Source organism: Actinomadura sp. 7K507, from assembly GCF_004348425.1.
In the GTDB taxonomy this organism is placed as follows: Bacteria; Actinomycetota; Actinomycetes; order Streptosporangiales; family Streptosporangiaceae; genus Spirillospora.
In genome coordinates this window covers 116,684-137,687 of the sequence record NZ_SMKK01000001.1, presented here as the reverse complement: position 1 = coordinate 137,687, position 21,004 = coordinate 116,684, and the positions used below count along the sequence as shown (strand labels likewise).

At 71.0% G+C, this 21,004-nt stretch carries 22 protein-coding genes; 12 read left to right on the top strand and 10 right to left on the bottom strand.

The genetic code is table 11. The features are described from left to right. The first annotated feature begins 7 nt into the window (after positions 1-7). Entirely contained in the window at positions 8-574 is a 567-nt protein-coding gene (locus E1285_RS00620; protein ID WP_132146435.1) for a class I SAM-dependent methyltransferase, read from the top strand. Here the strand turns inward: E1285_RS00620 and E1285_RS00615 are convergent. Further along, positions 571-1,491 carry an LLM class flavin-dependent oxidoreductase gene (locus E1285_RS00615; RefSeq protein WP_132146369.1) on the bottom strand — a complete coding sequence of 307 codons (921 nt, stop codon included), beginning with the start codon at positions 1,489-1,491 and terminating at the stop codon, positions 571-573. The two genes, E1285_RS00620 and E1285_RS00615, sit on opposite strands and share 4 nt — an antisense overlap. Positions 1,492-1,628: 137 nt before the next feature. On the opposite strand from E1285_RS00615, the gene E1285_RS00610 reads away from it, so the two are divergent. Together E1285_RS00610 and E1285_RS00605 are read left to right on the top strand one after the other, a co-directional pair. Next, a complete protein-coding gene (locus E1285_RS00610; RefSeq protein ID WP_165966404.1) occupies positions 1,629-2,900 on the top strand; it encodes an ATP-grasp domain-containing protein in 1,272 nt (423 codons plus the stop codon). 40 nt (positions 2,901-2,940) lie between these two features. Next, positions 2,941-4,965 (top strand): CocE/NonD family hydrolase, encoded by a 2,025-nt coding sequence (locus tag E1285_RS00605; RefSeq protein WP_132146365.1) that lies wholly within the window; start codon positions 2,941-2,943, stop codon positions 4,963-4,965. 67 nt (positions 4,966-5,032) lie between these two features. On the opposite strand, the gene fmdA is transcribed toward E1285_RS00605, so the two are convergent. Together fmdA and E1285_RS00595 are read right to left on the bottom strand one after the other, a co-directional pair. Beyond that, entirely contained in the window at positions 5,033-6,280 is a 1,248-nt protein-coding gene (fmdA, locus tag E1285_RS00600) for a formamidase (RefSeq protein ID WP_132146362.1), read from the bottom strand. Between the two features lie 96 nt (positions 6,281-6,376). Continuing rightward, a complete protein-coding gene (locus E1285_RS00595; RefSeq protein WP_132146359.1) occupies positions 6,377-6,661 on the bottom strand; it encodes an FmdB family zinc ribbon protein in 285 nt (94 codons plus the stop codon). Positions 6,662-6,815: 154 nt separating this feature from the next. Here E1285_RS00595 and E1285_RS00590 point away from each other — a divergent pair, with 154 nt between their 5' ends. Next, the gene (locus E1285_RS00590; RefSeq protein ID WP_207946318.1) at positions 6,816-7,157 is read left to right on the top strand and encodes a HEAT repeat domain-containing protein; all 342 of its coding nucleotides are present in this window, start codon (positions 6,816-6,818) and stop codon (positions 7,155-7,157) included. Between the two features lie 36 nt (positions 7,158-7,193). On the opposite strand, the gene E1285_RS00585 is transcribed toward E1285_RS00590, so the two are convergent. From E1285_RS00585 to E1285_RS00570, 4 genes are read right to left on the bottom strand one after another with little or no spacing between them, the layout of a single operon-like run. Then, on the bottom strand, positions 7,194-8,384 hold the full coding sequence (locus tag E1285_RS00585; RefSeq protein ID WP_132146356.1) for an MFS transporter: 1,191 nt from the start codon (positions 8,382-8,384) through the stop codon (positions 7,194-7,196). 13 nt (positions 8,385-8,397) lie between these two features. After that, on the bottom strand, positions 8,398-9,834 hold the full coding sequence (locus E1285_RS00580) for an aldehyde dehydrogenase (protein ID WP_132146353.1): 1,437 nt from the start codon (positions 9,832-9,834) through the stop codon (positions 8,398-8,400). 13 nt (positions 9,835-9,847) lie between these two features. Then, positions 9,848-10,159 (bottom strand): tautomerase family protein, encoded by a 312-nt coding sequence (locus E1285_RS00575; protein WP_132146350.1) that lies wholly within the window; start codon positions 10,157-10,159, stop codon positions 9,848-9,850. Between the two features lie 45 nt (positions 10,160-10,204). Next, positions 10,205-11,254, bottom strand: a complete 1,050-nt coding sequence (locus E1285_RS00570; RefSeq protein WP_132146347.1) for an amidohydrolase family protein — start codon at positions 11,252-11,254, stop codon at positions 10,205-10,207. Positions 11,255-11,427: 173 nt separating this feature from the next. On the opposite strand from E1285_RS00570, the gene E1285_RS00565 reads away from it, so the two are divergent. The 4 genes from E1285_RS00565 to E1285_RS00550 all read left to right on the top strand — a co-directional run bounded on the left by E1285_RS00565 (position 11,428) and on the right by E1285_RS00550 (position 14,612). Further along, positions 11,428-11,853, top strand: coding sequence for a RidA family protein (locus E1285_RS00565; protein ID WP_132146344.1), 426 nt, complete (start codon positions 11,428-11,430; stop codon positions 11,851-11,853). A gap of 65 nt (positions 11,854-11,918) precedes the next feature. After that, positions 11,919-12,437, top strand: coding sequence for a 3-hydroxybutyryl-CoA dehydratase (locus tag E1285_RS00560; RefSeq protein WP_132146341.1), 519 nt, complete (start codon positions 11,919-11,921; stop codon positions 12,435-12,437). Positions 12,438-12,554: 117 nt separating this feature from the next. Continuing rightward, positions 12,555-13,754 (top strand): 4-hydroxybenzoate 3-monooxygenase, encoded by a 1,200-nt coding sequence (locus tag E1285_RS00555; protein WP_132146338.1) that lies wholly within the window; start codon positions 12,555-12,557, stop codon positions 13,752-13,754. Positions 13,755-13,850: 96 nt separating this feature from the next. Further along, positions 13,851-14,612, top strand: coding sequence for a fumarylacetoacetate hydrolase family protein (locus tag E1285_RS00550; protein WP_132146335.1), 762 nt, complete (start codon positions 13,851-13,853; stop codon positions 14,610-14,612). A gap of 57 nt (positions 14,613-14,669) precedes the next feature. Here the strand turns inward: E1285_RS00550 and E1285_RS00545 are convergent, their stop codons facing one another. Continuing rightward, a complete protein-coding gene (locus tag E1285_RS00545; RefSeq protein ID WP_207946317.1) occupies positions 14,670-15,653 on the bottom strand; it encodes an ABC transporter substrate-binding protein in 984 nt (327 codons plus the stop codon). A gap of 123 nt (positions 15,654-15,776) precedes the next feature. On the opposite strand from E1285_RS00545, the gene E1285_RS00540 reads away from it, so the two are divergent. Beyond that, positions 15,777-17,444 carry an amidohydrolase gene (locus tag E1285_RS00540; RefSeq protein WP_132146332.1) on the top strand — a complete coding sequence of 556 codons (1,668 nt, stop codon included), beginning with the start codon at positions 15,777-15,779 and terminating at the stop codon, positions 17,442-17,444. Positions 17,445-17,533: 89 nt separating this feature from the next. Here the strand turns inward: E1285_RS00540 and E1285_RS00535 are convergent, their stop codons facing one another. Both E1285_RS00535 and E1285_RS45265 read right to left on the bottom strand, forming a co-directional pair. After that, positions 17,534-18,238: an FCD domain-containing protein gene (locus tag E1285_RS00535; RefSeq protein WP_132146329.1), complete on the bottom strand. Its 705-nt coding sequence runs from the start codon at positions 18,236-18,238 to the stop codon at positions 17,534-17,536. Then, positions 18,235-18,570 (bottom strand): hypothetical protein, encoded by a 336-nt coding sequence (locus E1285_RS45265; protein WP_165966396.1) that lies wholly within the window; start codon positions 18,568-18,570, stop codon positions 18,235-18,237. The genes E1285_RS00535 and E1285_RS45265 overlap by 4 nt, the downstream gene beginning before the upstream one ends. Positions 18,571-18,586: 16 nt before the next feature. Here E1285_RS45265 and E1285_RS00530 point away from each other — a divergent pair, with 16 nt between their 5' ends. The 3 genes from E1285_RS00530 to E1285_RS00520 are packed head-to-tail and all read left to right on the top strand — an operon-like array spanning position 18,587 to position 20,989. Next, on the top strand, positions 18,587-19,336 hold the full coding sequence (locus E1285_RS00530) for an ABC transporter permease (protein WP_207946316.1): 750 nt from the start codon (positions 18,587-18,589) through the stop codon (positions 19,334-19,336). Next, positions 19,333-20,103 (top strand): ABC transporter permease, encoded by a 771-nt coding sequence (locus E1285_RS00525; protein WP_132146323.1) that lies wholly within the window; start codon positions 19,333-19,335, stop codon positions 20,101-20,103. Before E1285_RS00530 ends, E1285_RS00525 begins: the two co-directional genes overlap by 4 nt. Before the next feature lie 58 nt (positions 20,104-20,161). Then, a complete protein-coding gene (locus tag E1285_RS00520; RefSeq protein WP_243722444.1) occupies positions 20,162-20,989 on the top strand; it encodes an ABC transporter ATP-binding protein in 828 nt (275 codons plus the stop codon). The last annotated feature ends 15 nt before the right edge of the window (positions 20,990-21,004 follow it).

Below are 21,004 nucleotides of genomic sequence, written 5' to 3'. Positions count from 1 at the left end.
CGCGGCGATGTTCGCCGATCGGCTGGAGACGGAGCCGTTCGCGCGGGCGATGGTCGGCAGCTTCGCCGAGCTGGTGCGCGGGACGGGGAACGTGCGGGTGGCCGACGTCGGGTGCGGGCCCGGACATCTGACGGCCATGCTGCGCGACCTGGGCCTGGACGCCTTCGGGCTCGACCTCTCCCCGGCCATGGTCGAGCACGCCCGGCGGGCCCATCCGGCACTGCGGTTCGACGAGGCGCGGATGGAGGCGCTGCCGGTCGAGGACGGCGCGCTCGGCGGTGTCCTGTCTCGCTATTCGATGATCCACACCCCGCCTGGGGAACTTCCCGCGCTGCTCGCCGAGCAGGTGCGCGTGCTGGCGTCAGGTGGCCTGCTCCTGGTCTCGTTCTTCGCGACCGACGGGCCCGAGCCGGTCCGCTTCGACCACAAGGTGGCGCCCGCCTACAGCTGGCCGGTGGACCGGTTCGCCGATCTGCTGGCGGGGGCGGGGCTCGTCACGTTCGCCCGGCTGGTCCACGACCCGGCCTCGGAGCGGGGTTTCCTCGACGCCCACCTGCTGGCCCGCGCCACCTAGCCGTCCAGCATGGTGCGGGCTTCGATCATCATTCGGAGGCCGGTTCTGTGGTCGCCGTTGTCCGGGCCGGTGACGATGCGGTCGGCGCCTGCGGCCTCGTAGGCGGCGAAGACGTCGGCGAGTTCCTCGGGGGACGCCGCCGTCATGGGGACCTTCGCCGCGGTCTCCGGCGGCATCCCGTGGTTATCGACCAGGTTGCGGACGAAGGATTCGCGGGCGGAGCGAGCCGACTCGTCGGCTCCGACGATGAGGTGCCCGCCCACGGTGACGCTCGGTGCGGGGACGCCGCGCTCGTCCGCCATTTCGCGCAGTCGCGCGACGGCCGGGCGGAGGTCGTCCGGGGAGATCAAGGAGGGGAACCAGCCGCCGGACTCCACCGCCCGCCGCATCGCGACCGGGGAGTTGCCGCCGACCAGGACGGGCGGCATCGGTGTTGTCGGGCCCAGGGTCAGTGGCGGTGCGTCCGGGACGAGGTCGGTCGGTTCTCCGGCCAGCAACCGGGGCAGCACGCGGAGCGTGGCGTCGGTCCTGGCGCCCCGCTCCCGGGCGGGAACTTCCAGCGCCTGCCAGAAAGGTGAGTCCGGGAAGCCGCCGGAGCCCACGCCGAGGAGGAGCCGGCCGCCGGACAGTGCCTGGAGTGTGGCGATCTGAGTGGCGATCCAGGCGGCGGGGCGCAGCGGGACGGTGAGAACGCTGAAGCCCAGGTTGATGCGCTCGGTGGCGGCCGACGCGGCGGCCAGGACCAGGGCGGCCTCCAGGGCGGGCGTCCCGTCCCCGATGATCAGGTCGGGAACCCAGAGGGACTCGAAACCCAGCTCCTCGATGGTGCGCGCCGCGTCGGGGACCGCCGGGCGCTCCGGGTCGTCCGCGCCGTCCAGCGTCATGGGCACCCCGGTGCCGATCTTGAGTTCGGACATGCCTCCAGTCTCAGACCTCAAGGACGGTTGAAGTCAAGCGTCGTCACGGCGCGGGATGACCAAGTAGATCGACTCGCCGTTTAAGGAGACCGTATGGGGTAACGCCTCCGGGAGCCGCCGCAAGGGGAGGAGAACGGGTGCCGCAGAACGTGTTCGTGCTGGGGCTGGACGAGCTGAACCTCCGCATGCTCCGCGAACTGCCCCACCTTGCGGAGTACCGTTTCCACCCGCTGATGTCGATCGAGGAACTGCAGCACGGCGAGATCGACTTCGACCGGCTGGTGACTGCGGCCGAGACGCAGCTGGACGCCTTCGACGGGCGCATCGACGCGATCATCGGGTTCTGGGACTTCCCGGTCACGATGATGGTGCCCGTCCTCTGCGAACGGTACGGGCTGCGCAGCCCGAGCCTCGAATCCATCGTGAAATGCGAGCACAAGTACTGGAGCCGCCTGGAGCAGCGCGAGGTCATCGACGAGCACCCCGCGTTCGGTCTGGTCGACCTGGACGACGGGGCACGGCCGCCGCCGGGCGTGCGGTACCCGATGTGGCTCAAGCCGGTGAAGTCGACGTCCTCGGCCCTGGCGTTCCTGGTCCGGGACCCCGGCGAGCTCGAAGGCGCCGTCGCCGAGATCCGTGCGGGGATCGAGCACATCGGCAAGCCGTTCGAGGACGTCCTCGCCCGCCTCGACCTGCCCCCGGAGATCGCGGAGATCGGCGGCACGGCGTGCATGGCCGAGGAGGCGATCGAGGGCGTCCAGGCGACGGTCGAGGGCTGCAGCTTCGGCGGCGAGGCGCACGTCTACGGCGTCATCGACTCCATCGACTACCCCGGCCAGTCGAGCTTCCTGCGCTACCAGTACCCGTCCTCGCTGCCCGCCGAGGTCATCGAACGGATGACCGCCGTCACCGCGCGCGTCATCGAGCACATCGGGCTCGATTCCACGACGTTCAACGTCGAGTTCTTCTGGGACCGCGACCACAACGCGATCAACCTCCTGGAGATCAATCCGCGGCACTCCCAGTCGCACGCCCCCCTGTTCGAGTACGTCGACGGCGTGCCCAACCACCAGGCCATGGTCCGCCTGGCGCTGGGGCTCGACCCGGAACTGCGCCCTCCCGGCGGCGGGGAGCACAACGTGGCCGCCAAATGGTTCATGCGCCGGTTCACCGACGGGCTGGTCCGGCGCGTCCCCTCGGCGGAGGAGATCGCGGCGGTCGAGCGGGAGATGCCGGGCACGATCGTGAAGATCGCCGCGAGCGCCGGTGAGCGGCTGTCCGACCTGCCCATGCAGGACAGCTACAGCTACGAACTGGGACGCGTCTTCATGGGCGCCGCCGACGAGGCGGAACTGCAGGCCCGGTACGACCGATGTCTGGCAATGCTGCCGTTCGAGTTCGACGAGTAGGGCGACGAGCGGCACGGGGCAACACGGGGGAAGGAGAAGGATGCGCACGGTGACGGCATTGCCCTATGCGGTCCGGGAGGACCACCACGTCTGGATTCCCATGTCGGACGGTGTCCGGCTTTCCGCGCGGATCTGGAGGCCGGTCGCTTCGGACGAAGAGCCGGTCCCCGCCGTCCTGGAGTTCATCCCCTACCGCAAGCGGGATCTCACGGCCGTGCGCGATTCGATCCAGCACCCGTACATGGCCGGTCACGGTTACGCGTGCGTGCGCGTCGACCTGCGCGGCACGGGCGACTCGGAGGGCGTCCTCACCGACGAGTACCTGGAACGCGAACTGCTCGACGCCGAGGAGATCCTCGCCTGGCTCGCCGACCAGCCCTGGTCGAGCGGGCGCGCGGGGATGATGGGCATCTCCTGGGGCGGGTTCAACGCGCTGCAGGTCGCGGCCCGCCGCCCGCCGAGCCTGTACGCGGTCGCCGCGCTGTCCTTCACCGACGACCGGTACAGCGACGACGTCCACTACATGGGCGGCTGCCTGCTGAGCGACAACCTGTCCTGGGCGTCCACGATGTTCGCCTACACCTCGTGCCCGCCGGACCCGGCGGTCGTCGGCGACCAGTGGCGCGACATGTGGCAGGAACGTCTGGAGAACAGCGGGCTGTGGCTGGAGCAGTGGCTGGGGCACCAGCACCGCGACGCCTACTGGCAGCATGGCTCGATCGCCGAGAACTACTCCGACGTCCAGTGCCCGGTGCTCGCGGTGAGCGGCTGGGCCGACGGATACTCCAACGCGGTGTTCCGCGTCCTCGCCAACCTGAAGGTCCCCACGCAGGGGCTCATCGGCCCGTGGTCGCACAAGTACCCGCACCTCGGCGAGCCCGGTCCGGCGATCGGCTTCCTGCAGGAGCTGGTGCGGTGGTGGGACCGCTGGCTCAAGGACATCGAGAACGGCGTGATGGACGAGCCGAGCCTGCGCATCTGGATGCAGGAGGCCGTGCCGCCCTCGACCGCGTACGAGGAACGTCCCGGCAGGTGGGTCGGTGAGAGGTCGTGGCCGTCGCCCCGCATCCCCATCCGCAGGCATCCGCTGGAACGCAACCGCATCGCGGCGGAGGACGAGGAGGTGCCTGAGGAGGAGCTGACCGTCGAATCGCCGCTGTCGGTGGGGCAGTTCGCCGGCAAGTGGTGCTCCTACAACGCGCCCCCGGACCTGCCCTACGACCAGCGCGAGGAGGACGGCGGGTCGCTGGTCTTCGACAGCGACATCCTCGACCGGCGGTGCGAGATCCTCGGCTCACCGGTCGCGCGGCTGGTGCTGGCGGTGACCGGGCCGCAGGCGATGGTCGCCGTCCGGTTGTCGGACGTGGCACCGGACGGCCGCGCCACCCGCGTCACCTACGGGCTGCTCAACCTCACCCACCGCACGGGCCACGAGATGCCCCGGCCGCTCGAACCCGGGCAGCGGTACGACATCAGCGTCACGCTGAACGGCATGGCGCACGCCTTCCCGCCGGGGCACCGCATCCGCCTGTCGGTCTCCACGTCGTACTGGCCGCTGGCCTGGCCGCCGCCGCGTCCCGTCCGCCTGGCGCTCTACACCGGGGCCTGCTTCCTCGAACTGCCGACCCGCCCGGTCGGCGCACCGGGCGAGCCGCGCGTCAGCGACTTCGGCGAACCCGAGGGGACACCTCCGGTCCCCACCACCAAGCTGGAGGCCGGCGAGGAGGACTGGACGGTGTCCCGCAACCTCGCGAACTACGAGTCCGCGCTGAACGTGGTCAAGGATCTCGGCGTCGTGCGCATCGACGACATCGGCATGGAGATCGCCCGCCGTGCCGTGGAGACCTACGGATGGACCGGCGACGACTTCACCTCCGTGTTCGGCGACGTCGAATGGAGAATGGCCTTCTCGCGCGGCGACTGGGACGTCTCGACGGTCACCCGCACCAAGCTGACCTCGACGGAGACGGACTTCCTCCTCCACGCGGAACTCGACGCCTACGAGAGCGACCGCCGCGTCCACTCCCGCAACTGGTCGATCACCATCCCCCGGAACCAGCTCTAGGCACGGTCGACCAGAGGACACGGTCGACCAGAGGACACGGTCGACCAGAGGGCACGGTCGACCAGGTCTAAGACGCCGTTGCGCACTGGCCGCGGTCGACGCGGACGGGGCCCTCGGTGGTCGGGCGGACGTCGAAGTCGAAGACGGCCGTCGGCAGGTACAGGGTGCAGCAGGCGTTGGGGATGTCGACGACGCCGCTGAGCCGTCCCTCGATCGGCGCGGCGCACAGCAGCAGGTAGGCCTGCTCGCCGGTGTACCCGAACTTCTTCAGGTACTCGATGCCGTTCAGGCAGGCGTTCCGGTAGGCCAGCGTGGCGTCCAGGTGGTGGTTGCGGTCGCTCGTGTGGTCGACCGAGATGCCGATGAACGAGATGAACTCGTCGTAGCGGGGTTCGACGTTGCCCGGCATGAAGATGGGGTTCGTCGTCACCCCGTACTTCTCCATCCCGCCCTTGATCAGGTCGAGGTGCACGTCGATGAACCCGCCCATCTCGATCGCGCCGCAGAACGTGATCTCGCCGTCGCCCTGGCTGAAGTGCAGGTCGCCGGTGGACAGCAGCGCGCCGGGGACGTAGACGGGCATGAACACCCGGGCCCCGCGGCTGAAGTTCTTGATGTCCTGGTTGCCGCCGTTCTCGCGGGGCGGGACGGTCCGGGCGCCCTCCCGCCCGACCCGCTCCAGGTCGGCGCCGGTGAGGGTGCCCGCGAGCACCTCCTGCGGCTCCGGCGGCAGGGCCAGCGGCGGTACCCGGTTCGGGTCGGTGTCGATGAGGGCCTGCTCGCGGGCGTTCCAGCGCGCCAGCATGCCGGCGGACGGCGCGGTGCCGAACAGCCCGGGATGCGTGATGCCGGTGAAGCGGACGCCGGGGATGTGGCGGGACGTCGCCATCTGGCCGTGGAAGTCCCAGATGGCCTTGCACGGGTCGGGGAACCAGTCGGTGAGGAACCCGCCGCCGTTGCCCCGGGCGAAGATCCCGGTGTAGCCCCAGCCCTGGCCGGCGACGGGGCCGGTCTCCTGCGGGACGGGCCCGATGTCGAGGACGTCGACGATGAGCAGGTCGCCGGGCTCGGCGCCCTCGACCGCGATCGGGCCGCTCAGCATGTGGTTGACGTTGAGGTTGAGGTCGCGGATGTCGTTGGCCGAGTCGTCGTTGACGACCTGCCCGTCCATCCATTCCCGCGACTCGATGCGGACCTCCGCTCCGGGACGCACCGTGACGGCGGGCGGGATGTCCGGGTGCCACCGGTTGTGGCCGGGAACCTGCTGGTCGCGCATCGACTTCGTCTGGTCGACGCTGAACACGACGTCGGGCATGTCTTCCTCCGGTACGTGGCGTGTGGCTCTGAGTTGCGTGTGGCTCTGAGTGGCGTGTGGATGTGAACGCGTGCCTTGCGGACTGCCTTAACCGCCTTACGGGCGAGGCAGCAGCGCGTGCCTGGGATCGGCGGGCGGTGCCGCGGGCCGGCGCGGGACCTCGGAGTCCCGCTTGACCACCCGCGGTTCCTCGGCGCTGGCCTCCTGCGCCTCAAGCGCACGGTTGAGCGGGCGGGACGTCCCGGCGAGGTGCGGCGCGGTGAAGGCGCGGGGAGCCTCGCCGCCGCAGCCGGCGCAGGGCTCCGCTTCCCCGGCGGTCCCGATCGGGCGGGCGACGTCGAACGGCCCGCATTCGGCGCAGCGGTACTGGTAGATGGCCACGAGCAGTCCCCCCGGATAGCGTCTGAGGCGGACTATTCCGCCGAGAAGCACCGGTAAACCGTCTTTCTCGGGGGTGTGGGGGTCGCCCCCCGCGATGAAACGAACCGCCCTGGATCACCCGGCGCGTGTCGGTGTCCGGCCGTAGGCTCGGGGCATGTCTCGGCGGCGTTTCGATCAGGCCATGCAGCTCATGCGCAAGAGTGACGCGCAGGTACGGGAGGACGCGTTCGACTTCCTGCGCGAGCACGCCGACGGGTACGTCGGCGAGCTGATCGCGGAGTTCGAGGGGGAGCGCGACGACCCGGACCTGCGCTGCCGGCTGCTGGAACTCCTCGCCGAGGCCCGGTCCGCCCAGGCGCTGGGCGTGTTCGGCGATCAGCTGGAGAGCCCGGACGAGTCGCTGCGGTTCTGGGCGGTCCGCGGCCTGGAGATGCTCGACAGCCGCGAGGCGGAGCAGGTCCTGGACCAGGCCCGTGCGGACGGGTGGATCACCTGACGCCCGTTGCCCCACCCGACGTCACCGGGCGGGCCTTCACCTGGGCGCGCCGCGGTCCGTGGTCAGGAGGCGTCCGCTGAGGAGGAGCAGGATGGCCAGGGCCGGGGCGGCGGCGGTGGCGGCGAAGGCAGGTTCGCCGTGGGCGGCGTACAGCGGGACGCACAGCACGGGGGCGAGCGCGCCTCCGAAGAACTGGGCGGAGAGCGCGAGCGAGGTGGCTCCCGCGCGGTTGGACGGGGCGCTGCCGGCGGCGAGCGAGTTCACCGTGCTGCGCAAGCCGGGTACGGCGATGCCGGTGAGCACGACGCCGCATACCAGGAGCGTGAGGGTGGGGCCCAGCGCCGCGGTCAGGAGACCGGCGGCCAGGAGGACGTTCATCGCGAGGCCGAGGCGGCGCGGCCCGAGGCGGTCGAGGAGGCGGCCGAGCGTGGTGGCGCACACCAGCCCGGCGATGCCGAATCCCGCGCCGACCAGTCCCCGTTCGGCCGGGCCGAGCCCGAACCGCTCGTCCGCGCGCAGAATCGCGATGATGGTGAGCGCCATCGCGGGCAGGTAGCACAGGAACGACAGGGCCGCCGCGGTCGCCAGCCGCCGGTTGGCCAGGACGCGCCAGGACGCCCGGCCGGCGGACCTGCGGGCGGTGGCGGCCTCCGAGGGCGGGAGCAGCGCGAGCGCGAGGGCGACGGCGGAGGGGAAGACGAAGGCCAGCCGCCAGTCCACGGCCGCCGACACCCCGCTGACGAGGGGGCTGAACGTCTGGCCCGCGGCCTGCATGGCGGCGAACAGGCCGAGTGCCCGCCCGAGCCGTTCACGGGGCGTGCTGTCGCTGATCGCGGCGACCAGGAGCGGGGTGGTGAAGGCGTTCGTGGCGCCCTGGAGCACGCGTCCCGCCAGGAACGTCTCGATCGTGGGGGCGAGGGCGCAGAGCGCGGACGCCAGGACGAAGACGGCCAGGGACGCGCGCATGGTGCGGCGCCGTCCCCAGCGCTCCGTCCAGGTCCCCGAGACCAGCAGCAGGGCGGCGAACGGGATCATGTACGCGGTCACGGCGGCGGTGGCCGCCTCGGGCGTGCTGTCCAGGCCGTCGGCCACCTCGTGCAGGATCGGGGTGACCATGGTGCCGGCGTAGGGGCCGAGGAAGCCCCCCGCGTACAGCGGCCAGACGCGTGACGTGCGTTCCGCGCGCCCGCCACGCGCCCGCGATCCCGATGAGGACAGGTCGCTCAAGCCGTACCGGGGGCTAGCCGCGGTCGATCTGCATGACGACCGCCTTGGGCTCGGTGAAGAAGTCGCGGCTGAACTCGCCGCCCTCGCGGCCCAGGCCCGACGCCCCGACGCCGCCGAACGGTGCGCGCAGATCGCGGATGAAGAAGCAGTTCACCCACACCGTCCCGGCGCGGAGCATCCCGGACACGCGGTGCGCCCGGCTCAGGTTCTCGGTGAACAGCATGGCGTTGAGGCCGTACGGGGTGTCGTTGGCCAGGGCGATCGCGTCGGCCTCGGTGTCGAACGGCGTCACGGTGACCAGCGGGCCGAAGATCTCCTCCCGGCAGTGCGGTGCGTCCTGCGGCATGTCCGTGACCACCGTGGGGCGGACGACCCAGCCCGAGCCGAGCCCTCCGGTACGGATCCGGCCGCCCTCCGACTCGATGGTCTCGATGTACCCGCGCACCTTCTCGTAGTGGCTCTGCGAGGCGAGCGGGCCGAGCCGGGTCTCCGGCTCGCTCGGGTCGCCGACCACCATCGCCTCGGCGGCGGCGACGAAACGGTCGAGGAACTCGTCGTACACCTCGCGCTGCACGTAGAGCCGGCTGCCGGCGAGGCACACCTGACCGGCGTTGGTGAAGATGGCCCGGACGGACCAGTCCACCGCGTTGCCGAGTTCGGCGTCGGCGAACACGACGTTGGCGCCCTTGCCGCCGAGTTCCAGGCTCACCGGAACCAGGTTGCCGCCCGCGATCCGCGCGATGGACCGGCCGGTGCTGGACGCGCCGGTGAACGTGACCCGGTCGATCCCGGCGCTCTCGGTCAGCGCCTGCCCGGCCGACTGCGGGCCGTAGCCGTGCACGACGTTGAGGACGCCGGGCGGCAGCCCCGCCTCGATCGCGAGCCGCGCGAGCATCGTCGCCGATGCGGGACTGTCCTCGGCGGGCTTGAGTACGACCGTGTTGCCCCAGGCCAGGGCCGGTGCGACCTTCCAGGTCTCCAGCATCAGCGGGAAGTTCCACGGCGCGATGGCCGCGGCGACCCCGGCCGGGCCGTACACGCTGTAGGCATGGTGGCCGCTGTCCATCGGCAGCGTGTCCGCCGCCGCCAGCTTCGCGTGGTCGGCGAAGAACCTCAGGTTGTCGGCGGAGCGGCCGACGTCGTTGCCGCTGCTCTGGGCGACCGGCTTGCCCATGTCTCGGGTGTCTGCCATGCCGAGTTCCCGCTTGTGCTCCTCGACCAGGTCGGCGAGGCGGTGCAGGATACGGCCGCGCTCGGCGTGGCCCATGCGCGGCCAGGGCCCGTCGTCGAACGCCCGCCGGGCGGCCGCGACCGCCCGCTCGACGTCGTCCGGTGAGGCGAGCGCCACCTGGCCCCAGGCCTGCCGGGTCCAGGGATCGACGGTGTCGAACCGTGCGCCGTCCTGCGACTCGGCTTCCTCGCCGTCGATGACGTGCCCGAAGAACTCCATGTGCTGCTGACCCTCATTCCTCTGTGCCGGGGGTGTGTGCTGTGTGTGCTGTGTCGGGAGCCTCTGTTCCTGCTGTGCCCGTGCCTGCTGTGCCCGTGCCTGCTGTGCCTGCGCCTGCTGTGCCTGCCGGGCGGGAGGCGTCGCGCTCGGCGAGCGTGACCCCGCCGGCGGCCCAGTGCGCCGGGGGGATCTCCTGGACGAGCACCCGTACGCGTGCCGGGTCGGTGCCCGTGGCGCGCACGACCGCGTCGTGCACCTCGCTGATCAGGTCTCGGATCTGGCCGGGCGGCCTTCCCGCCGCCAGGCTGATCTGGACGAGAGGCATGTCGGAAGTCTCCTTAGGGCGGGGCGGTCGTTCAGGGCGACGCGTTCAGGGCGACTCGTTCAGGGAGGGGATCAGCCTCATCGCGTTCCCCGAAAGGATCGCGCGCTCGGCCGCCGGGTCCAGGTTCTGCGCCCGGATCGTGGCGACCGCTTCGACGTCCGCGAGATCGAACGGCAGGTCAGTGCCGAGCAGGACCCGGTCGTGCCCGGCGTCCTCGATCAGGCGGCGCAGGGCGGTGCCGTCGAAGACCGCGGTGTCGAAGTGCAGCCGGCGCAGGTAGTCGCGCGGCGACCGCGGAATCGTCCGCGACTCGTTCTTGCGCTCCCAGCCGATGCCGAGCCTGGGCATCAGTCCGGGCAGGCATCCGCCACCGTGCACCAGGCACAGCACCGGATCGTGCCGGTCAAGCACGCCGCCGAAGATGAGGCGGGCGGCGGCGAGCGCCGTCTCCGCCGGATAGCCGAGCAGTTGCACCAGGTGGAAGTCGCGGAGCCGGGCGGGGGAGGACGCGCGGCTGGGATGCACCAGGCAGAAGGCCCGCCGTTCGCTCAGCAGCGCCCATACGTCCTCGTTGACCGGGTCGTCGAGTTCGCGGCCGGCGCCGAAGGTGCCGGTGGTCAGCCCGGCCATCCCGAGTTCGTCGAGGCAGCGGGCCGCCTCCCCGGCCGCTCCCGGCAGGCCGACCGGGACCGTTCCCAGGGCGGCGAGCCGCCCTCCGCCCTCCGCCACGTGCTCGGCGAGCGCGTCGTTGGACCGGCGGGTGACCTCCATGACCAGCTCATGGTCGTCCGAGGTCGACCCGAACACGAACGGCGGTGCCGAGACCAGCTGCAGGCCGATTCCGGCGGCGTCCATGGACGCCAGGCGGCGCGGGACGTCGTACTGCTCGGCGGGCAGCGGGATTCGGGCGCCCTCGGCGAGCCCGGACACGCTCGGGTGCAGGAACAGCGTTCCCGAGTCGACCTGGGACAGGTCCGCGCGGCCGTGGCCGGCGAGGTGGCGGAGCAGCGGCATCGGCAGCGCGTGCGCGTGGACGTCCACCGCCGCCGGTCCGCCCGCTGGCCCCGGTGCGGCGGGCTGTTGAGTCGGTGTCATGCCATCCTCAGAACCTTGTTTCGAATAACCATTATGATGGATTAGTGGCTGACTGACAATCGGGCAGGGGGTGCCGCAGGTCGCCGAGCAGGGCTTGGTCAAGGATCATTGACTCTAACCAATATGGTCGTTAGAGTCGCGCCGAGCGGGTGCCGAGTCGAGCGAGGAGTGGCATGTCGAAGGTCTCGATCAGTTCCAGCAACGCGCCCAAGGTCGGCTTCTCCGAGGGGACCGGCCCGCCGCTGTCCCAGGCGATCGTCCACGGCGACCTCATCTTCTGCTCGGGCACGGGCCCCCTGGACCCGGCGACGCGCACGATCGTCTCCGACGACCTCGCCGAGCAGGTCCGGCAGACGCTCACCAACCTGGTCGCGGTCGTGGAGGCCGCCGGCGGCACCAAGGACTCGATCCTCAAGTGCAACTGCTACCTGCGCGACGCCTCCCAGTTCCCCGAGTTCAACAAGGCCTACCGGGAGTTCTTCGCCGACTGCGAGAGCTTCCCGGCGCGCACGACCGTCAACGCCCCGCCGCACCGGGCCGGTGTGCTGGTCGAGGTGGAGTGCACCGCCGCCGTCGTCGACGCGGGCCCCCGCCGGTGAAAGGTGCGCGATCATGACCCAGCCGTGCTGTGACACGGGGCCTCGCCGGTGAAAGGGGCACGATCATGACCCAGCCGTATCGCATGCCGGTCGTGGATCTCGAAGGGATCGCCGAGCGGCTCGGCAAGAGCGGCAAACGCGTCGAGGTGCTGTGGCAGAACAGCGAGTCCCTCGCCTTCGTGGCACGGGGACGCGAGTACCGCTGCGAGTTCCACCTCAATCCGAGCGACGAGGTGATGTACGTGATCCGGGGGGAGCTGCGCCTGCACAGCCTCCAGCCGGACGGCACGGAACTGATCGACGTGGTCCCGGAGGGGTCGGCGATCTTCACGCCGTCCCGGCTGCCGCACTCTCCCCGGTTCGACCCGGACGCCTTCATCATCGTCATCGAACGGCTCCGCCGGCCCGGCGAACTCGACCGCTTCCAATGGTTCTGCCAGGGGTGCGGGGAGTTCCTGCACGAGGAGTCGTGCCACGTCGACGACTACTCGACCGACCCGGTCGGCAAGGCCTACCAGCGCTTCTTCGACGACGTCGAGGCCCGCACCTGCGACGGCTGCGGCGACGTGCTGCGGCCCTACTGACACCACGTGACTGACTCCACGTGACTGACTCCACGCTTGTCTCGGTGGCCGGCCCCGGGGAGGGGTCAACGCCGACTCCACGTTCGTCTCGGTGGCCGGCCCCGGGGAGGGTTCAACATGGAACGCACACAGGTCGCCGTCATCGGAGCCGGTCCCGCCGGGCTGCTCCTCGGCCGGATGCTGGAACTCGCCGGAGTCGACGCGGTCGTCCTGGAACACCGGAGCCGCGCCCACGTGGAGGGACGGATCAGGGCGGGCATGCTGGAACATCGCACCGCGCGCCTCCTTGAGGAGCTGGGCCTGGACGAGCGGATGCGCCGGAAGGCCGCCGTCCACCACGGGTTCGAGATGCGGTTCGACGGGAAGCGCCACCAGATCCCCATGGCCGAGCTGACCGGCGGCTGCACCGCCGTCATGTACAGCCAGCAGGAGATCGTCACCGATGCGATCGCGGCCCGCATCGCCTCGGGCCTCCCGCTGGAGTTCGACGTCGACGACGTCCGGCTCGAAGGCGTCGACACCGGCACGCCGAAGGTCCGCTACCGGACCGCGGACGGCTCCGAACGGGTTCTGGCCTGCGACTTCATCGCGGGCTGCGACGGCTTCCACGGGGTCTCCCGCGGTGCGGTCCCCGACGGCGTCCTGACGACGTACCGGCACGACTACCCCTTCGCGTGGCTCGGCGTGCTGGCGGACGTCCCTCCCTCCACGTTCGAGCTGATCTACGCGTGCCACGAGCGCGGGTTCGCCCTGCACAGCATGCGGTCGAGCGAGGTCAGCCGGTTCTACCTTCAGGTCGCGCCGGACGAGGACCTGGCCGGCTGGTCCGACGACCGGATCTGGGCGGAACTCCAGCTGAGGCTCGGAACCGACGACGGCTGGACGCTCGCGGAGGGCACCGTCACCCAGAAGAGCATCACCGCGATGCGGAGTTTCGTGGCGGAGCCGATGCAGTACGGACGGCTGTTCCTCGCGGGGGACGCCGCCCACATCGTCCCGCCGACCGCCGCGAAGGGCCTCAACCTCGCCGCGGCGGACGTGCGGCTGCTCGCCGACGCGCTGTGCACCTGGTACGAGTCCGGCGACCGGTCCGCGCTGGACGCCTACTCCGACGACGCGCTCCGCGGCGTCTGGCGCGCCCAGCAGTTCTCCCGTTCGATGACGGCGCTGCTGCACCACGACCCGGCCAGCCCCATGGAATGGCGGCTCCAGCATGCCGAGCTCGAGCACGTCTGCACCTCCGAAGCGGCGATGAAGGACTTCTGCGACAACTACGTGGGCCTGCCGCCCGCCGGACGCGTCCACCGGCGGGCATGACTTGGACGCGCATGACTTGGACGCGCATGACTTGGACGCGCATGACTTGGACGCGCATCGCTTGGACGCGCATGACCTTGGAAAGGGGGCCCCTTCATGACCACTGATATCGGCGCGCTCGCCCGGGCCGCGGAACGGCTGGACACCGCGCAGCACACGGTGTCCCCGGTCGAGCAACTCCCGGATGGGCTCACGCCCGCCGACGCGTACGCGATCCAGGACGCGGTGATCGCCCGCCGCCTGGAGCGGGGCGAGCGGCCGGCCGGCCTCAAGCTCGGCTTCACCAGCAAGGCGAAGATGGCGCAGATGGGCGTGTCCGAAGTGATCGTCGGGCGGCTCACCGATGCCATGCGCGTCTCCGACGGCGGCGACGTCCCGCTGGAGCGCTTCATCCACCCGCGCGTCGAGCCGGAGGTCGCCTACCGCATCGCCCGCGACGTCACCACGGACGACGAAGAACTGCCCGTGGACGCCGTCGCGCCCGCACTGGAGATCATCGATTCGCGCTACCGCGACTTCCGCTTCAGCCTCCCCGACGTGATCGCCGACAACGCCTCGTCCGCCGCGTTCGTCGTCGGCGCCTGGCAGCCGCTGGGCGTCGATCTGGGCGACCTCGCCGTCCGGCTCACCGCCGACGGCGCCACCGTGGAGACGGGGTCCACCTCCGCCATCCTCGGGCACCCGGACCGGGCCCTGCCCGCCCTGCTGGAGATCGCCCGCCGCCAGGGCATGCCGCTGCGCGCCGGCCACGTCGTCCTCGCCGGCGGCGCCACCGCCGCGGCCCCCTTCCCGCCGGGCCGCGTGGAAGTGCACGTCACCGGCCTCGGGTCCGCGTCCGCGATCGGACGCGGCCGCTGAGGCGACCATGCGAAAGGTGGGCCGGATCCGCGTCCGGCCCACCTTTCGCATGGGGGATCAGCCCTTCGGTTCCTGGATCAGGTCGTCCACGCTGACCGGCTTCTCGATGAGCTCGTACTTCTGCGACAGCCGCACCAGCTCCTCGATCGAGTCCCGCTGGAACGTGGTCGGCCAGGCGATCATCTTGATCTTCGCCGCCTGCTCGGCTGGGATCTTGGCGTAGGACGGGAGGATCTTGCGGACCTCGTCGGGGTGGGCGTTGGCGTACTCGAGCGACTGCCGCACCGCGGCGTCGAACCTGCGCACCACGTCGGGGTTGCTCTCGGCGTAGGCGGTCGAGGTGAAGTAGGAGGCCACCGCCAGGTTCGGGTGGGTCTCGGCGTAGTTGTTGAGGACGGAGCGGGCGCCGCGCTGCAGCAGCGAGGTGACGAACGGCTCGCACTCCCAGGCGGCGTCGATGCGGTCCGACTCGATCGCGGTGACCATGTCGGGGAAGCCGATCTCGGTGAACTTCACGGTGCCCGGGTCGACGCCCTTCTTCTCGAGCGCGGCGCGGATCGTGACGTCGCCGATGTTGTTGAGCGTGTTGACCGCCAGGGTCTTGCCGGACAGGTCCTTGACGCCGCGGATGGGGCTGTCGTCCGGGACGAGCACCTGGCAGGCCTCGTTGTTGCCCGGTGCGATGCCGACGCCCGGCGTGATGGCCTGCAGCGGGACGCCCTTGCTCTTGGCGACGATGAGCGACACGTTGTTGGAGAAGCCGAACTGGTTGCTGTTGCTGACGACGGCGGGGACGATCGCCGCGCCGCCCGCGGCCAGTTGCGGCTCGATCTTGAGCTTCTGGGCGTTGAAGAAGCCCTTCTGGACGCCGAGGTACAGCGGGGCGACATCGGTGATCGGGATCAGGCCGACCTTCACCGTGGTGACGCCCTCGGCGTCGGTCTGCGCTGAGGTTCCCCCCGAGCCGCAGCCCGCGGCGAGGCCGACCGCGACCGCCGCGATGACCACCCGGAGCCGGCGCCGTCGGATCGTTCCCATCATGGCTTCACTCCTCTGAGTGGGACGCGGCATACACCGCCGTTACGAGCAGAACGATTATCATCAATATGGTTCAAGGGTCAACGGTGTACGGGGCTCCAGGGACGTTGATAACGTACAATCGTTATGAGGAATCATGAAGCTGGCTACGTCGTCCGGGCCGCGGACGTCATCACCATGGACGCGGAGCGGCCGCGCGCCGAGGCACTGGGGATCCGCGGCGGCCGCATCGTCTCGGTCGGCTCGCTCGACCAGGCCCGCGCCGCGCTCGGCGAGCACGCGCCGGTCCTGGACCTGGGCGGCGCGACCGTCCTGCCGGGACTGATCGACACGCACATGCACCTGCTGTGGACCGGGCTCGCGCACGTCCTGCTCGATCTGGCGGGCGAGCGCAGCATCGAGGGCGTCATCGCCGCGACACGCGCCTGGGCCGACGCCCATCCCGAGGCGCCGTGGGTGGTCTCCGCCGACGGATGGGAGATCGAGGACATCGCCGAGCGGCGGCTGCCGACCCGCGGCGAACTCGACCGCGCCTGCCCGGACCGCCCGGTCCTGATCCTCCGCTGCGGCCACGAGGGCGCGGCCAACTCGGCCGCGCTGGCACTGTCCGGCCTCACCGACGGCACGCCCGACCCGCCCGGCGGCCGCCTGGGCCGGGACGCCGCCGGACGGCTCACCGGCGTGCTGATCGAGCCCCCGGCGATCGAGCTCGTCCGGCGCCACATGCCCCCGCAGGACGACCGGGCCAGGCGTGCCGGGATCGCCGCCGCGGCGGAGCAGTGCCTGGCCGCCGGGCTGACCTCGGTGATCGAGCCGGGGCTGCGCACCGAGGAACTCGCCACCTACCAGGGCATGCACCGGGACGGCGAGCTGCCGCTACGGGTGACGGCGATGCCGCTGCTGGTGTCCGGCGCGTCCGTCGAGGACGAGATCGCGCGCCTGTCGGGCCTGGGGGTGCGGTCCGGCTTCGGCGACGACCGGCTGCGCCTCGGGCCCGTGAAGGTGTTCCTGGACGGCGGCGGCTCGCTGGGAACGGCCTACCTCCGCGAGCCCTGGCCCGGACGGTGCGACGATCACGGACACCCCGACCACGGACACCCCGACCACGGACACCCCGACCACGGGCAGCTGCTCCTCGACCCCGGCTCGATGCGCGTGCTCGCGGCCGGGCTCGTGCGGCACGGCTGGTCGCTGGGCGTCCATGCCGTGGGGGGCGGTGCGCTCGACCTGCTGTTCGACGTCCTCGACCACGCCGACCGCGTCGCCCCGGTCGAGCCGCTGCGCTGCCAGGCGATCCACGCGTACCTGACGCCCTCGGAGCGCAACATGGCCGACGCCCGCCGGCTGGGCGTGGTCGTGGCGACCCAGCCGACGATGCAGGAGCAGTTCGCCGGCCGCCTCATCGATCGGCTCGGCCGGGACACCGCGGCGGCCGCCACGCCGCTGGCCACCTGGCACCGCGCGGGCGTCCGGCTGGCCGGCGGCTCGGACTCGCCGGTCACGCCGTTCCAGCCGCTGCGCGGGATCTGGCAGGCGGTGACGCGCCACCACGAACCGAGCGCCGGGCCCCTCGGACCCGCGGAACGGCTCGACGTCGCGACGGCGCTGCGGATGTACACCGCCGACGCCGCGTACGCCGCGTTCAACGACCACGCGGTCGGCGTCCTGCGCCCCGGCATGCGCGCCGACTGGACGGCCCTCGCCGCCGACCCCACCCGGTGCCCACCGGACGAGATACGTGACCTGCCGGTACTGGCCACAGCGGTGGACGGCGAGATCCGCCACCGCGCGTAGGCCCCGGCGGGCTAGGACACGGTGGGCTGGCTTCATGGCGGGGCTAGCTCACGGTGGGCTGGCTCATGGCGTGTCCACTCATGGCGTGTCTAGTCGACGACGCTCGTGGGCGGGCTGTGGCGGCGGACGGCGCGGCGCACGCGGGCGGGGTCCTGGGACTCGACCGCGTCGACGAGCGCCACGTGGGTGCGGAAGGTCTTGCTGGCCGTGAACAGCTCGTCGGTGCTGACGTGCTCGATCTCGTTCTCGATCATGTCGAGCATGGTGTTGTAGATGACGCGCAGGACCGTGTTGGGGGTGATGGCGGCCAGCCGCCGGTGCACGGCCCAGTTGGCGCGCAGGAACTTGCCGGCGTCGGTGCGCTGCTCGTTCATGTCATCGAGCAGCTCGCGCAGATCCGCCAGGTCGTCGTCGGTTCGGTGCGTCGCGGCGTCCATCAGGATGGGCTCTTCGAGGGCGTCGCGCACCGCCAGGCAGTTCGCGCTGGTCACGCCGTCCTCGCGCAGGCCGAGGGTCAGGTGCTTGATGCGCACGTGGCCCGGAGTGCGGAGGGTGAACAGGCCGCCGCCGGGACCCGGCTTGGCCGACACGACGCCGCGCGTCTCGAGCAGCCGGACCGCCTCGTTGACGGTCCCTACCGCGACGCCGTACTCCTGCCGCAGGTCCTCCTTGGTGCCCAGCCGGCTGCCGTCGGGCAGCGAGGACTCCAGGATCTTGCGCTCGATCTCGCGTGCGATGGCTTCGGCGCGCGACAGCCGCCATTCGGCGCGGCCGGTCTGCTCGGGACGACTCATCGGTTGCTCCCCACGTACGTCGGTCGAATTGCGGCAGGTCGGCGAGCGGCCAGGGCAGCAGTCGCCACGTCTTGACAGATAATCATCATGCTGAATACCTTCAGTATAAGGCTGAATCGCAATCCCGCGGCGGCCGCCGTGTCATCCGAGCAGTCCGCGATGTCTCGACGTGCCTTGATGTCCACCATCTGCGGCCAGGGCCGGCCGACCCGCCGATGCGGGTGTGACAGCAGCCGCACCCGGAAGGAGCCTCCGTTGACCCGGACTTCGACCATGTCGACGTCGATTATCCCCCGCGCGAGATGGCGAATCCCGCGGTCTTCCAAGTTCACCGACGCACTTCTCGGCGTGGCCGGGCTCGTGGCGGTGCTGGCCGCACTGGAGCTCTCCACGATCTTCGGGCTGCTGCCGGAGGAGACGTTCCCGCGCATCTCCAGTGACCTGCGCGAACTCGCCGGGATGGCGGGCGGCGCCGAGCTGTGGACCGCCGTCGGCCACACCCTGCGAGGCTGGGCGATCAGCTTCGGTCTCGCCGTGGTGATCGCGGTGCTGCTCGGGATGGCGATCGGGTCGAGCAAGGTCCTGCACGCGGCCACGAACGCGGTCATCGAGTTCCTGCGCCCGATCCCGTCGGTCGCGCTCATCCCGCTCGTCGTCCTCGTCCTCGGCACCGGCCTGCAGGGCAAGGTCTTCCTCGCCACGTTCGCGGCGAGCTGGCCCATCCTCATCGCCACCATCTACGGCATGCGCGACATAGAACCCGTCGCCCTCGAAACCGCGCGCTCGTTCCGGGCGCGCCCGCACGACCGGCTGCTGTCGGTCGTGCTGCCCAGCGCGGTGCCCTACATCGCCACCGGGCTGCGCGTCGCGTCGACCACCGCGCTGATCCTCTGCGTCACCGCCGAGCTGGTGATCGGGGCGCCCGGTCTCGGCCAGTCGATCGCCGTGGCGCAAGCGGGCGGCCAGTACCAGCTCATGTACGCGCTCATCATCGCGACCGGGCTGCTCGGCGTCCTGCTCAACCTGGTGTTCGTCGCGGTAGAGAAACGGCTGCTGAGGTGGCACCCGTCGCAACGAGCCCAGGAGGCCGTCCGATGAACCGTCGCGCGGTGCTCCTCGCCATCCAGATCGCGGCGCCGATCCTCGTCCTGCTCGGCTGGGGGCTGTGGTCGGCCGGCAGCACCAACATCTTCTACCCGCCGCTGACGCGGATCCTCTCGGTCTTCCAGGAGACGTGGCTCTTCGAGCGGGTCGGCTCGGACGTCGTCCCGAGCCTGGTCAACATGTTCGCCGGCTTCGCGCTGGCGATCGTCATCGGCGTGCCGCTCGGGATCCTCGTCGGCCTGGTCCGGCCGCTGCGGACCGCGCTGGCCCCGGTCATCGAGTTCGTCCGGGCGATCCCGCCGCCGGCGCTGATCCCGTTCGGCATCGTCGTGCTCGGCGTCGGCACGAGCATGAAGGTGTTCATCATCCTGATGGTCGGCCTGTTCCCCATCCTGATGCACACCGTCGACGGCGTGCGCGGGGTGGACCCCGGGCTCCTCGACAGCGCGCGGGCGTACCGCGTCAGCCGCCGCGACCGCCTGCTGCACGTCGTGCTGCCGGCCGCCGCACCGCAGATCTTCGCCGGGACGCGCGTCGCGCTGTCGCTGTCGCTGATCCTGATGGTGATCAGCGAGATGGTCGCCAGCACCCGCGGGATCGGCTACTTCATCCTCGAAGCCCAGCGCACCTTCGCGATCCCCGAGATGTGGTCGGGGATGGTGCTGCTCGGAATCCTCGGCTACCTGCTCAACCTCGCCTTCGGCGCCATCGAGCGCCGCGCGCTGCGCTGGCACCGCGGAGCGCGAGAAGGAGCGTCCTGATGGCGGGGGCTCCGATGGCGGGCGGGCCCGGCAACGTGTACGGCGAAGGAGCGTTCTGATGACCAGCGTCCCGAAGTCCGGCGAAGCGCCGATGCTCGAGGTCGACGGCCTCGGCAAGGTGTACGGCGGCGGCGGCCAGGCGGTGCACGCGATCGACGAGATCAGCTTCACCGTCGCGCGCAGCGAGTTCCTGTGCGTTGTCGGCCCCTCCGGCTGCGGCAAGACCACGCTGCTGCGCTGCCTCTCCGGGCTGATGCCCGCCACGAGCGGCCACGTGCGCGTCGACGGCCGGCAGGTCGACCGCACGCCGGAGGACATGGCGATCGTCTTCCAGGACTACAGCAGGTCGCTCTTCCCGTGGATGTCAGTGGAGCAGAACGTCGCCTTCCCGCTGCGCCGCAAGAAACTGGACAAGAAGAAGCGCCAGAGCCTCATCGACGACTCGCTGAAGGCCGTCGGCCTCGCCGACGCCAGCCGGCGCTACCCGTGGCAGCTTTCGGGCGGCATGCAGCAGCGGGTGGCGATCGCCCGCGCTCTCGCGTACGAACCCCAGATCCTGCTCATGGACGAGCCCTTCGCCTCCCTGGACGCGCAGACCCGAGCGGACCTGGAGGACCTGACCCTTGAACTCCGCCACGACTACGGCGTGACGGTCGTCTTCGTGACCCACGACATCGACGAGGCGGTCTACCTGGCCGACCGCGTCATCGCGCTGACGCCGCGCCCCACCCGCGTACGCGGAATCATCGAAGTCGACCTGCCACGCCCCCGCGACCAGCTCACCACGAAGGAACTGCCCGAGTTCGCCCACCTCCGGGGCCACGTCTACCGCGAGGTGCGCCAGCTGGGCCAGGACTCCGTCGACGCGAACACCCCCGCCTCCTAGAGGGGAGCGGCCCGG